General features: G+C 70.2%; 10 protein-coding genes. 2 read left to right on the top strand and 8 right to left on the bottom strand.

Annotated features, from left to right (window positions below):
* Window positions 1–58 precede the first annotated feature (58 nt).
* On the top strand, window positions 59–715 hold the full coding sequence (locus tag ACWC09_RS36775; protein ID WP_450855377.1) for a hypothetical protein: 657 nt from the start codon (window positions 59–61) through the stop codon (window positions 713–715).
* 17 nt (window positions 716–732) lie between these two features.
* Here the strand turns inward: ACWC09_RS36775 and ACWC09_RS36770 are convergent, their stop codons facing one another.
* From ACWC09_RS36770 to ACWC09_RS36735, 8 genes are all read right to left on the bottom strand, one after another.
* On the bottom strand, window positions 733–1,761 hold the full coding sequence (locus ACWC09_RS36770) for a glycosyltransferase (protein WP_450855376.1): 1,029 nt from the start codon (window positions 1,759–1,761) through the stop codon (window positions 733–735).
* A 94-nt stretch (window positions 1,762–1,855) separates the two neighbouring features.
* On the bottom strand, window positions 1,856–5,413 hold the full coding sequence (locus tag ACWC09_RS36765) for a DUF4082 domain-containing protein (protein WP_450855375.1): 3,558 nt from the start codon (window positions 5,411–5,413) through the stop codon (window positions 1,856–1,858).
* A gap of 115 nt (window positions 5,414–5,528) precedes the next feature.
* Complete coding sequence (locus tag ACWC09_RS36760; RefSeq protein WP_450855374.1) at window positions 5,529–6,647, bottom strand: DegT/DnrJ/EryC1/StrS family aminotransferase; 1,119 nt, start codon at window positions 6,645–6,647, stop codon at window positions 5,529–5,531.
* A 30-nt stretch (window positions 6,648–6,677) separates the two neighbouring features.
* Window positions 6,678–7,355: an acetyltransferase gene (locus ACWC09_RS36755; protein ID WP_450855373.1), complete on the bottom strand. Its 678-nt coding sequence runs from the start codon at window positions 7,353–7,355 to the stop codon at window positions 6,678–6,680.
* Window positions 7,352–8,491 carry a DegT/DnrJ/EryC1/StrS family aminotransferase gene (locus ACWC09_RS36750; protein WP_450855372.1) on the bottom strand — a complete coding sequence of 380 codons (1,140 nt, stop codon included), beginning with the start codon at window positions 8,489–8,491 and terminating at the stop codon, window positions 7,352–7,354. Before ACWC09_RS36750 ends, ACWC09_RS36755 begins: the two co-directional genes overlap by 4 nt.
* Entirely contained in the window at window positions 8,488–9,468 is a 981-nt protein-coding gene (locus ACWC09_RS36745) for an SDR family NAD(P)-dependent oxidoreductase (protein ID WP_450855371.1), read from the bottom strand. Before ACWC09_RS36745 ends, ACWC09_RS36750 begins: the two co-directional genes overlap by 4 nt.
* A gap of 24 nt (window positions 9,469–9,492) precedes the next feature.
* Window positions 9,493–10,548: a Gfo/Idh/MocA family protein gene (locus tag ACWC09_RS36740; RefSeq protein WP_450855370.1), complete on the bottom strand. Its 1,056-nt coding sequence runs from the start codon at window positions 10,546–10,548 to the stop codon at window positions 9,493–9,495.
* A gap of 23 nt (window positions 10,549–10,571) precedes the next feature.
* Complete coding sequence (locus ACWC09_RS36735; RefSeq protein WP_450855369.1) at window positions 10,572–12,011, bottom strand: exopolysaccharide biosynthesis polyprenyl glycosylphosphotransferase; 1,440 nt, start codon at window positions 12,009–12,011, stop codon at window positions 10,572–10,574.
* Between the two features lie 287 nt (window positions 12,012–12,298).
* On the opposite strand from ACWC09_RS36735, the gene ACWC09_RS36730 reads away from it, so the two are divergent.
* Window positions 12,299–13,153 carry a glycosyltransferase gene (locus ACWC09_RS36730; RefSeq protein ID WP_450855368.1) on the top strand — a complete coding sequence of 285 codons (855 nt, stop codon included), beginning with the start codon at window positions 12,299–12,301 and terminating at the stop codon, window positions 13,151–13,153.
* The last annotated feature ends 13 nt before the right edge of the window (window positions 13,154–13,166 follow it).

Below are 13,166 nucleotides of genomic sequence, written 5' to 3'. Positions count from 1 at the left end.
ATTCGGTGGCATCCCGCCCCACACCCTGCCAGTATCGGCGGTGACGGAAGGAACCCGAATGTCGCCTGGGAACGTGGCCGATGCACTGCTCCGCCGCTGGTACGTGCTGGTGGCCGCACTGCTGTTGACGGCCGCCGGCGCGTACTCCGTGGTCCGCCCGACACCCCAGTACGTCGGCTCCGCGGTGATCGTCCTCAAGCCGCCCGTGACACAGAACCAGCCCAACCAGCTGACGAATCTCCAGCCGCCGCTCGCGATGGTCTCCTACTCGGTCGTCCAGCAGCTGGAATCCCCGGCAGGGGCAAGGGAGTTGAAGGCGGCGGGCGTCAGCGGGACCTACCGTCTCGTCCCCCGCAACAGCGGCACCAGCGCGACGCCCCGCTATCTGATCCCCTCGCTGCAGGTGCAGTCGCAGGCGTCCGCTCCCGACGCCGCGGAGACGGCCGTGCGCCGCGTCATCGACGTCTACACCCAGCACGTCGAGCAGATGCAGACGGCGCAGCGGGTCCCCTCCACGGGGCGGATCACCGCCTCCGTCCTGGTGGCCCCGAGCGCCGCGGAGGTGCAGGGCAACAAGAGCCGGGGCCTGGCGGGCGTGGCGCTGCTGGGCCTGGCCGCCGGGGTCGTGGGCGCGCTGTGGCTCGACCGCTACGCGCTGAGCCGCCGCGCGGACTCCACGCGCCGGCACGCCGGTCCGGTGCCCGTGCCCCACTGAGTCGTTCCGGTGGTTCATCAGATACCGCGACGCTTCCACGACTCCCACCACAGCATCTCGCGCCCGCGCTCGAACACGGCCGACCAGACGAGCGGTTGCAGATACGGCATCGCCTTCGGCCCGATCCGCTCGCGCAGCCGTAGCGCGCGGTACTCGGGCAGCGCCCGGTACCCCGGGAGGCACTCCTCGGCGAACGCCACGCAGTCGTCGACCGGTACGACGCCGGTGCGCCCGCGGTCGTAGGCCCGGTAGGCCCGGCGCAGCGCGAAGCGGGCGAGGCGGGTGTGGACCTGGTCGGCCAGACGGTCGGCGTGGGGCAGCAGGTCGCCGCACTTGGTGAGGACCGAGTCGAAGGCGACCAGGCGCTGGCGCAGGTCGTCGAGCTGTCCGCCGAAGTCCGTGGTGGACATGTTGTTCCCGTGGACACGGTAGAAGGCCTGGTCGGCGCCGCGTATGTAGCCGACGTCGGCATGGGCGGCGAGCCGCATCCACATCTCGATGTCGCCGGCGTGGGGCAGGGCGGGGTCGTAGCCGCCGACCTTCCGCTGGAGGCTGGTGCGGACGACGACCTCCGGGGAGGTGATGCAGCCGGTGCCCTCGCGGAAACGCCGCTCCAGCCACCAGTGGCCCGGGTAGACGACCGAACCGGTGCTGTGCGTACGGGCCTTGGGCAGCGGGCCGCCGTGCTGGAAGCGCAGGGGGCGACCGTAGGCGAACCCGGCCTCGGGGTGGGCGTCCAGGAGCGAGGCGGCGCGGACCAGCGCGCCGGGCACCAGTCGGTCGTCGGCCGACAGAAGGGCGACGTAGTCGCTGTCGGCCCACTCCAGCAGGCCCTCGTTGTAGGTGGCGATATGGCCCTTGTTGGTCCTGTGGACGAGGACGTCGATGCGCGGGTCGGAGGCGGCCAGCTTCTGCGCGACCTCCGCCGAGTCGTCGGGCGAGGCGTCGTCGATGATGAGTACCCGGACGTCCACGCCGTCCTGCTCGTCCAGGACGCTGCTCACGCAGTCGGCGAGGAAATGGCCGTACTTGTAGCACGGGATCACAACACTGACGGTGCTCATCTGATGGGGGAAGCCAATCCCCGGTGGTGGTCCCCCGCGGCCTCGCGGGGGACCACCACCGGTGGGGTGTTGTCGGTCAGTTCTTCTTCTTGCGGACGGTCGTCTTGCTGGTCAGCGTCCAGCTGTGGGACTTCACCGTGTGGCGGTTCCTGTCCTTCGCCGTGAGCGTGACCTTGAACCGCGTGCCGTCCGGCAACGGGCTGGACAGGTGGACGGTCACCTTGTGGGTGGCCCGGTTGTAGGAGGTGACGGCCGTGACATGGAGCTTCTTGGCCGCCTTGGAACCCTTCAGGACGGTCACGGTGGCCTTGACCGACGACAGCTTCACGTCGGCGGGCAGGGTGGTGACCAGCGGGCTGCCCGCGTCGGCGGTGTGCGCCAGCAGGGACGTGGTCACCTCGGAGGAGGTGACGGTCGCCAGCTGGGCGCTGGGGTCGTCGGCCGTGAAGACCGGGCCGACCCAGTAGTTCGCCGATCCGTACGAGCCGTTCGGGAAGGCCGAGTCGCTGCCGTACCGGTAGAGCCCGTTGTGGTGTGCGGTCGTGTCGGCCGTGGCCGTCAGCGGATAGGACTGGTGGGCCGCCGAGAAGTAGCCGCCGTCCACCGCGTAGTTGCCGTTCGGCGCGTGGTAGGAGACGACGTACGCCGTGTCCGCGGTGACCGCCACCGGAGTGGCGAAGGTCAGCGTCTGCCAGCCGGATGCCGTCTCGTTGGTGAAGGTGCCACTCGCGAGCAGCGTGCCGTCGTCGCCCCACAGGCTTCCGGTGTGGGTGCCCGTGTTGCCGGTGCCCTTGTAGAAGGTGACGCCGGTGATCCAGCCCGCCGAGGAGGACGTGAACCGGGTGCCCAGCTCGACCGAGTTGGTGTCACCGGTCACGTCGGTGGTGGCCGGCACCGCGGACGAACTCCACAGCATGCAGGGGCAGGTCACCGCCGGCGGCGTGGAACTGGTGGTGAAGCTCCAGGTCACCGGATCCGTCATGGCGTTGCCCCACACGTCGGAGGCCTGGACGGAGGCGGTGTACGTGGTGTGCAGCTCCAGTTCGGTCGACGGGGTGAAGGTCGCCTTGTTCGACGCGGGGAAGGTGACCGCACCCGGCACGGTGTTGCCGTCCGGGTCCTTCACGGTGAACGTCACGCTGTCGGTGTCGATCGCCGAGCTGAAGGTGGCCGACACCGGTGCGGTGATCGAGGTGCTGGTCGCCCCGGAGGTCGGGGACGTCGAGCTGACGGTGGGCGGGGTGGTGCTGGCCGTCGAGGTGTCCAGCACTGCGTCGACCCAGTAGTTGCTGCCGGAGGACGCGGAGGACGGGAAGGCGCTCGTCGAGCCGTAGTGGTAGACGCCGTTGCCGCCGTCGGTGCCGGACTTCAGGCCGGTGAGCGGGGCCAGGCCCGCGTCGCTGTTGCTGAAGTAGCCGGCGTCGTACGAGTATCCGCCGTTGGGCGCGAAGTACGAGGCCACATAGGTGGTGTTGGCCTTGACCGTCACCGGGGTGGAGAAGTTCAGCTGTTGCCAGCCGGAGGCCGACTCGCCGGTGAAGGTGCCGGTGGCCAGTCGGGTGCCGGAGGCGCTCCACAGGCTGCCGGTGTGGGTGCCGGTGTTGGCCGGCGACTTGTAGAAGCGGACGCCGGTGATCGAGCCGGCCACCGTGGTACGGAACTTGACGCCCAGCTCCAGCGAGCTGCCGTCACCGGCGTTGACCGTGCCGGGCACGGACGAGGCCGCGAAGATGGAGCAGGGGCAGGCCTGGGGGCCGACCGTGATCGGGATGGTGGTGACGGCGCCGATGTTGACGCTGTCGTCGACCGCGCGGACCTTGATGGACGCCGAGCCCGGAGTCGTCGGGGTCCAGCTGTAGCTCCAGGACGACAGGCCGGTGGCCGCCTGCCAGGTCGATCCGCCGTCGGTGGACACCTCGACGCGGGCCACCACTCCGCCGGAGTCGGTGGCGGTGCCCTTGATGGTGACGGGCTTCAGCGCCGGGACGGTGGTCCCGGAGGACGGGCTGGTCACGGTGATGGTCGGACCGGTGGTGTCGCTGGAGGCGGAGGCGCTGACCAGGTTGCTCTGCAGGGTCAGCGGCTGGACGCCCATGTCGGCGAGGATGTTCACGGTCGCCTGCTGCATCCGCGAGTCCTCGGTGACCACGGTGTCATCGGGGTTGTACGTCGGGATGTTGGTCAGACCCCACGACCACTGCACGGTCGCCGAGCCGAACACCAGGGCCCCGGAGTCCTGGTCGCGGAACTCGACGAGATTGTGCGTCGCCGTGCCGTTGCCGTAGACGTTGCCCCAGTCCTGGCGGAGCTTGCCGTCGTTGATGTCGACCGTCGTGGACGACACGTCGATGGCTCCGGCGGGTCTGGTGGCGTTGTCGATGTCGCTGTCCCACTCGTACCCGAGGGTGCCCGTCGGGAAGGTGGCGGTCTGGCTCGAAGTGAGGTTCGCGATCGAGGTGTTGCGCCAGATCCGGTTCTTGCCGTACGAACCCGGGACCGTGATGGCGTCGCTGCGGTAGCCGTTCACCGTGAACATGGAGCCGGTGAGGATGTTCGGCGGCTGGTAGTTCTGACCGTAGTTGGTGCTGGTCGGGTCCATCCAGGTGCCGGTCCAGACGCCGCTGGGGTCGGCGATGCCGTTGTTCTGCGCCATCTTGGTCATCTTGTAGCAGACCAGGGTCCGGTCGGCGGTGCTGGTGCCGTCGATGCTCGGGGCGAGCCGGGTCTTCCAGAAGACCTCGTTGCCGCTGAAGAAGCCCTGCCGCACGCCCGCCTTGCGGGCGGCCAGCACATTCGAGTACTGGCTCTGCGTCCAGTACTCGTCGTGCCCGGAGGACAGATACACCTTGTGCTTCTTCAGCAGGGTGGCACCGCTGCTCGACGACACGTCCACGCCGGACGTGTAGCTGACGTCGTAGCCGTTGCGCTCCAGCCAGGACAGCATCATGTACTCGGAGCCGTAGATGCCGTTGTCGCCGCCGATGTCCAGCGGCCGGTTGTAGCTGACCTCGTAGGCACGGCCGTCCGGCGCGGGGCCGGTGCCGCCGTAGAGGTCCTGGCCGCCGTAGTCGTTGTACGCCTGCCAGGTCTGGTCACTGGTCTGCACGACGATGTCGGAGGTGCTGGAGTCGTTGCGGACCACGAACGGGTACGGCATGAGACCGTCGCCGTCGGTCTGCGTCAGGTTGGCGATGTACAGGCCCGACACGGCGTCGCTGGGCACGGTCCAGGTCGCGGTCACCGGCCAGTTGCCGCAGTCGACCAGGCCGGTGCTGCTCTTGGTGGTGCAACTGGCGGGCTTGGACGTGTAGTTGGCCGGGTACGTCACGGCCGCCTGCGCCGCGGTCGACATCTGGCGCGCGCCGTCGCCGCCGTACCAGCCCAGCCGGTAGATCTGGATGTTGTACGAGGTCTTCGACTGGACCTTGAACTGGACGGTGTCACCCGCCTGGACGCTCTCCTTGGTGGTGAAACCCTGGATGTCGCCATAGGCGTTGGGCGAGAACCAGTCGGACTTGGGGCTGCCCGTCTTGGAGTTCTCGCAGACGACGGGGTTCGATCCCGAACCGCACGGATCGGACGCCGCCTGGGCGGACCCGGTCAGCGGGAGCACCGCCAATATCAACGCTGCCACGACGGCGAGGCGGCTGCCTCTGATCCGTCTGCTCCATCTTTTCATGTGTACCTCTCAGCGGTGCTGTGCAGGACCGACCCGTGCGGTCTGCGTGGAGCGTGAAACCGTGGGGGGGTCAGCCGCGAAGCGCGTGGATGAGCGTGTCCACGACGCACTGCTGCTGGTCTGGGGTGATGTGGGGGTGGAGCGGGAGTGAAAGGATGCGGTCCGCCGCCTTCTCCGCGTTCGGGAAGTCGCCCCGCGAGTACCCGAGATGGCTGTACGCCGGTGTGAGGTGGACCGGTGCCGGATAGTGCACGCCCGCGCCGATGCCCTCGGCGTTCAGCTTGCCGACGACGTCGTCGCGGTCGGCGCCGTCGACCTGGAGGACGTACAGGTGCCAGACATGGAGGTTGCCGGGTGCCGTGACGGGGAGCACGACCTGTCCGGTGGCCGCGAGGTCGGCGAGCAGCTCGTCGTAGCGGGTCGCGGCCGCGCGCCGGGCCGCGTTGCCGTCGGCCAGGCGTGCCAGCTTCGCCCGCAGGACGACGGCCTGCAGTCCGTCCAGCCGGCTGTTGAAGCCGGGCACGTCGTGGCGGTACTTGGCGACGCCGCCGTGGTTGGCGACCGCGCGGACCAGGTCGGCCGCTTCCTCGTCGTCGGTGAGCACGGCGCCCGCGTCGCCGTAGGCGCCCAGGTTCTTGCCCGGGTAGAAGCTGGTGGCCGCGATCCCGTCGCTGCCCGGCGTCCGGCCGTCGCGGGTCGCGCCCTGGCACTGAGCCGCGTCCTCCACCACCCGTACCCGGTCGGGCAGTTGGCGGGTCAGCTCGGCCACCTCGGCCATCTGCCCGTACAGGTGCACGGGTACGACGGCGCGGGTGGCGGGGCCGACCGCGTCCAGCGCGGCCTGGGGGTCGAGGAGGTAGCTGTCGGGCAGGCAGTCCGCCAGGACCGGACGGGCCCCGATCCGCGCGACCGCGCCGGCGGTGGCGATGAAGGTGTTGGCGGGTACGACGACCTCGTCGCCGGGCCCGACGCCGCTTGCGCGCAGGGCGAGTTCGACGGCGTCGGTGCCGTTGGCGACGCCCACGCAGTGCGCGACGCCGCCGAAGTCGGCGTATTCACGCTCGAACCGACGGACCTCGTCGCCCCCCACGAACGCGGTGTTGGCCAGGACCCGTTCGAATCCGGCCCGCACCTCGTCGGCGACCTCCTCATGGGCCGCCTTGAGGTCCACAAGCGGAATCTGGTTCATGTCAGCGGTCCCCCCACTGTTCTGTTCGCTTCACTGATCTGTTCGCTTCGCGAGTTCGTCCAGCGCGGGCGCGTCCGCCGCGCGCAGTCGTCGGGCCGGGCTCCCCACCCAGACCTCGCCCGGCGGTACGTCGCCGAGCACACTGCTCCCCATCCCGATCAGCGACCAGGCGCCGACCGTCGTGCCCTCCCTGACCAGAGCCCCGGAGCCCACATAGGCGCCCCGCTCCAGCCGCGCTCCCCCGCCCAGGCGGACGCCGGACGCCAGCGTGGCGTGGTCCTCGACCACGTCGTCATGGGTGAGGACCACGTGCGGCATCACGGCGACGTGCGCACCCACCCGCACGGCCGCGGTCAGCACGCAGTGCGCCAGGAGCACCGAGCCGGGGCCGACCTGCGAGGTCGCCGAGACCGCCGCCGTCGGGTGGATCACGGTGGCGTAGCGCTCCGCGGGCAGGCCGAGCCTGTGGACCAGGCGGGCGCGGGCCGCATAGTCCCTCGGGTTGCCGACGCAGATCACCACCTGCGCGTCGGGCAGGTCGTGGACCAGGTCGCAGCCGCCGAGGACGGGCACGCCGTCCACTTCGGTGCCGTCCAGGGCGGGGTTGTCGTCCAGGTGCCCGAGCAGCTTGAACTCGCCCGTGTCCGCGACGGCCTGGGCGGTCTCCCGGGCGAAGCCGCCCGCGCCGACGATCACAAGTTCGTTCATCCACGGGCCTGTTCGCGCAGCGCCGCCACGACCCGGTCCTGTTGGGCCTCGGTCATGGTGTGGAAGAGCGGCAGGATCAGCGAGTCGCGGGTGAGCCGCTCGGTGACCGGCAGGGGTGCGCGGGGGTGGTCCACGTAGGCGGGTTCGAGGTGCGCGGCCATGATTCCGCGCCGCGCGGAGACGCCGGCGTCGGCGAGAGCGGCGAGCAGGTCGTCGCGGCCGACGGGGAAGTCCTCGTCCAGCAGCACCCAGTAGGACTGGAAGTTGCTCTGCCCGTGCGCCGGGTCGCGTACGGGGGTGAGGCCGACGACGTCGTGCAGCAACTCCTCGTAGCGGGCCGCCAGCTCGCGGCGGCGGGCGATCATCGCGTCGAGCTTGCCGAGCTGGACCAGGCCGATCGCGGCCTGGACGTCGGTCATCCGGTAGTTGAAGCCGACCTCCAGATAGCTCTCCAGAACCGGCTTGTTGCTGGCGTGGCGCTCGGCCGCCGAAGCGCTCATGCCGTGCTCGCGCAGCCTGCGCAGCCGGGCCGCCCACTCGGCGTCGTCGGTGGTGACCATGCCGCCCTCGCCGGTGGTGACGAGCTTGCGGGGGTGGAAGGACCAGGCGGCGAGCAGCGCGCCGTGGCCCACGGGCTTGCCGCCGACGGTCGAACCGATGGCGCAGGCCGCGTCCTCGACCAGGGGCAGGTCCCACTCGGCGCAGGCGGCGCGCAGACTGTGCACGTCGGCCGGTACGCCGCCCTGGTGGACGGCGAGGACGGCCTCGGTGCGCGGGGTGCGGACCGCGTCCACGGTCGCCGCGGTGAGGTTGCCGGTGGCGGGGTCCACGTCGGCGAACACCGGCTCGGCACCGACGTACCGTACGGCGTTGGCGGTGGCGATGAACGACAGCGAGGGGACGATCACCTCGTCGCCGGGGCCGAGCCCGAGCGCGACGAGGGACAGGTGCAGGGCGGTGGTGCACGAGCTGACGGCGACGGCGTGCTCGGCGCCCACCCGCTCGGCGAAGGCCCGCTCGAACTCGGCGACGCGGGGCCCCTGGGCGACCCACCCGGACAGCACCGCGTCGGAGGCGGCCTTGGCCTCCTCCTCGCCGAGCCAGGGGATCATCACGGGGATGCGGTCGGTGCTCACTTGGCGGCCTCCCGCTCCGCGCGCCACCACTGCACCAGGTCGCGCAGTCCCGTACGCAGGTCGATCTCCGCGGTGAAGCCGAGCCGGTCGGCGGCCTGCGAGGTGTCGGCGAGTCGCCGGGTCACCCCGTTCACCGCACGCGCGGGCCCGTGCACCGGCTCCAGGCCCGACGCGCCCATGGCCTCCAGGAGGCCCTCGGCGAGCTCCTTCAGCGAAGTCTCCGTACCGCTCGCGACGTTGAACACCTCGTCGGTGAGGTCCGACTCGGCGGCCAGGACGTTCGCCCTGGCGATGTCGCGGACGTCGACGAAGTCCATGGTCTGCGTGCCGTCGCCGAGGATCAGCGGCGGCTCGCCCGCCTCGATGCGCTCCATCCAGCGGATGAGGACCTCGGTGTAGAGGCCGTGGATGTCCATGCGGGGGCCGTAGACGTTGAAGTAGCGCAGGGCCACGTAGTCCAGGCCGTACATGGAGTGGAAGCTGCGCAGCATGCCCTCGTTGAAGGCCTTCGCGGCGCCGTAGAAGGTGTCGTTGTTGTACGGGTGGTGGCGCTCGGTCGTCGGGAAGGTCTCGGCCATGCCGTAGACGGACGCCGAGGACGAGGCGATCACCTTGGCCACTCCGGCCTCGGCCGCCGCCTCCAGGACGTTGAAGGTGCCGTCGACCAGGACCTCGTTGGCCAGCCGGGGCTCCTCCGCGCACTGGGTGATGCGGATCGCGGCGAGGTGGAACACCAGGTCGGCGCCCTCGGTGACCTTCCGTACGGTCTCGGCGTCCCGGACGTCACCCTCGACGATCTCCACGACACCGCTGGGCAGGGCCTGGGCCAGGTTGGCGCGCCGCCCGCGCACGAAGTTGTCGAGTACGACGATCTCGCGGGCGCCGCCCTCGGCCAGCAGGTCGACGAGGTTGGAGCCGATGGTGCCCGCTCCCCCGGTGACCAGGATCTTCTTGCCGCGTACGCTGCTCAACTGCACTTACCTCTCAGCGAATTGGATCTGTCAACGCCCGGCGCGCAGGCCGACGACCGCGCCCTTGAACTCGAGGCTCCGGGACGCCGCCTCGAGAATGTCCAGCACCCTGAGGCCCGCCCGGCCGTCGGTCAGCGGCGCCCGGCCCTGGCCGATCGCGTCGCCGAACTCGTCGACCATGCTGCGCAGCGCCTCTTTCTCGCCGATGGCGGGCGCGACCATGTCCCCGGAGCGGTACGAGACGAGCATGTCCCGGCGCTCGTCCGCGCCGATCTCCTGCGGCGAGGCCAGGTCGACGCCGCGGTCGAAGATCGCCACGCGCTGGGCGGGGTTGAGGTCGTCCCAGATGAGGGTGCGCTTGGAGCCGCCCACCATGGTGGTGCGCACCTTGGTCGGCGACAGCCAGTTGACATGCACGTGGGCGATGGCGCCGGTGTTGAGCGTGAGTGTCAGATAGGCCACGCAGGCCTGGCCCGCGCCGATCGGGTCGGCCCCGTGGGCGGCGACGGCGACCGGTTCGACGTTGTCGGGGAGGATGAAGTCCAGGATCGACAGGTCATGCGGGGCGAGGTCCCACATCACGTCGATGTCCTTCTGCACGAGCCCGAGGTTGATGCGGACCGAGTCGACGAAGTGGATCTCGCCGAGTTCGCCGGAGCGGACCAGCTCCCGGATGCGGGCCACGGCGGGTGTGTAGCAGTAGGTGTGGTCGCACATGAGCGTGAGACCACGCTCCTCCGCCTCGGTCACCAGGCGCATCCCGTCGGCGTAGGTCGCCGCGAGCGGCTTCTCCACGAGGACGTGCTTGCCGGCGCGCAGGGCGGCGAGGGCGATGTCGAGGTGGGTTCCGGCGGGCGTGGCCACGGCCACGGCGGCGACGGAGGGGTCGGCGAGGACGGCCGCGTAGTCCGCGGTGGCCTGGACCGTCGAGTACCCGCCGAGGACCCTCTGGGCCCGGTCCACGTCGAGGTCGCAGAGCCAGCGCAGCCGGAACCGGTCACTGGCCTGGAAGTTGCGTACGAGGTTGGGACCCCAGTAGCCGGCCCCGACGACCGCGACCCCCAACGGCTCCTTGGTCTGCGTCACTTGGCTCCTCTTGTTTCGGTCCATCAGTAGGCCCCCGTTCCCCGCACCACCGCAGACCCGGTGCGCACCAAGATCGACAGGTCGAGGCTCATCGACCAGTTGTCCACGTATCCGAGATCGAGCCGGACCGCCTCGTCCCAGGGCAGGTCGGAGCGTCCGCTGACCTGCCACAGTCCGGTGAGGCCGGGCTTCACCAGCAGTCGGCGCTTGATGTCCGGCGTGTACTCCTCCACTTCCTGGGGCAGCGGAGGGCGCGGGCCGACGAGCGACATCTGCCCCATGACCACGTTGATCAGCTGGGGCAGTTCGTCGAGCGAGCTGCGCCGCAGGAACGATCCGAAGCGAGTGATCCGCGGATCTTCCTTCACTTTGAACAGCAGACCGTCGCTGTTCTGGTTGAGGTGCTCCAGCTCCGCCCGCAGGGCCTCCGAGTCGGGCCGCATCGTGCGGAACTTCAGCATGGTGAAGTGGTCGCCGTAGCGGCCCACCCGCTGCTGCCGGAACAGCGCGGGTCCGGAGCTGTCCAGCCGGACGATCAGGGCGATCAGCAGCAGGGGCACCGCGAGGAGGGCCAGGAGCAGGGCCGCCAGCGAGCGGTCCAGCAGTTCCTTGGGCAGGCGGGAGAACCGGGAGAGGTTCGGCGGGTGGATCCGCACCAGCGGCACCCCGTTGGTGGTCCGCACCGCGAGCCGGGCCGCGGACACGTCCGTCAGCACGGGGGCCAGCAGGAAGTCGACGCCCTGCACGGCCGCCGTCCAGGACATCCGGCGCAGGACGGAGGCGTCGAACTCGGGCGCGGGCAGCACCACCACGGTGCTGATGCCCAGGGCCCGGACGACGTCGTTCATGCCGCCGACACCGCCGAGGACGGGGAGCCCCAGCCTGCGGATCTCCGTGGCGTTCTCCGGATCGCTCAGGCAGACACCGGCGGCCTGGAGTTCCTGGGCGCCGCCGCGCCGCAGCACGGAGACCATGTCCACGATGCCGCTCGACGGGCCGACCAGGAGCGTTGCGCTGCGGTCCCGGTTGCGGGCCCATCTTCGGTGCAGTCTGCGGCGCAGCGTGTAGCGCAGGGGCACGGCGATCGCCGCGGCCGGCACCGCGGCCATGATCATGTCATGGAGGAGCCCCGAATCGTGTGCGAACAGCCAGTGAACGACCGCGGCCAGCGCCGGCAGCGCGACGGCCCCGCGAAGCACCCGTCGGTACTCCTCGGTCCCCAGACCCAGCGTGCTGCGGTCGTAGGAACGGTGGGCCAGCATGGCCACGATCCAGGTCGGAGGCAGCACCAGGGCCACCGCCCAACGGCCGTACGCCGCGTGGATCAGGAAGGCCGCGGCAACGGCCGCCAGGCCGTCCGCGACCAAGAGGACGATGCGGTACTTGCGTTCCCCACGTCTTCGACGGGCTTGTGGATTCCTGTGTTCCACAAGCGGATGCTCATGCGTGACCTCAATGGTCATGCTCCCCCCACCACATGCGCGGCTCCACCCCTGACCGAAGTGCCCTCGACACGGCGGCACCGGAAAGCGAGGGAGGCTTCGGCGGTTCCCCAACCGCCTCATGCCCCCAGCATGCTGGCAACTGACTGTTCAATGATGTTCAGAAAGCCGAACCTGACATGCAGTCAAGAACAAGTTCCCCACCCAAACCGGTCCGGCGGTCGTCAATCTAGACCACGCGGCGCAGTCTCGGGAACAGTTGGACGAAACACATGTCGCAATAGTGACACCGACGGCATACTGCCCCCGTGACGAGCATCGTGATCCCGGCCCACAATGAGGCCCGAGTCATCGCCCGCCTCCTCGATTCACTGTTGGCTGATTCCTCACCCGAGGACGACACCGACATCGTGGTCGTATGCAACGGGTGCACGGACGAAACCGCGCGGATCGCCGCCGACCGCGGCCCACGCGTGCGGGTGGTGGAGATACCCGTGCCGTCCAAGCACGCGGCGCTGCGGGCGGGTGACGATCACGCGCGCGGCTTCCCGCGCCTCTACGTGGACGCCGATGTCGTGATCACCGATGCGGATGTACGGGCGCTCACCGAGCCCTTGGACGACGCGGCGTCCGGCATCCTCGCCACCGCCCCCGAACGGCACATTCCGCTGGAAGGCTGCGCCTGGCGGGTGCGCGCCTACTACCGGGTCTGGCAGCGGCTGCCCGCCGTTCGGGAGGGCCTCTTCGGCCGGGGTGTCATCGCGGTCTCCAAGGCCGGGCACACCCGGATCGCCGAGCTGCCGCCACTGATGGCGGACGACCTGGCCGCGTCCCTGGCGTTCGCCCCGAAGGAGCGGCTGGTGGTCGACGCGGCCCGTGTCGTGGTCCACCCACCGCGCACCTGGCCGGATTTGATCAAGCGGCGGATCCGCGCCATGGTCTCCACGGCCCAGGTCGAACAACAGCACAAGAGCCCGGACGAGGCCTCGGCGCGCACCGGCAAGGCCGATCTGATCGCCCTGCTGCGCGAGGACCCGAAGCTCCTGCCGGGTGTCGTGGTCTTCGTCGCGGCGGCGGTCGCCTCCCGGCGCAGGGCCCGAAAGGCCATCCGGGCACAGGACTTCGGCACCTGGCTACGGGACGAGAGCAGCCGGCAGAACTGAACGCACCGCACCT

The sequence above is a fragment of the Streptomyces sp. NPDC001617 genome (assembly GCF_053596855.1).
Note: the sequence above shows the minus strand (reverse complement) of the source record. Positions and strands in the feature narration are given on the sequence as shown.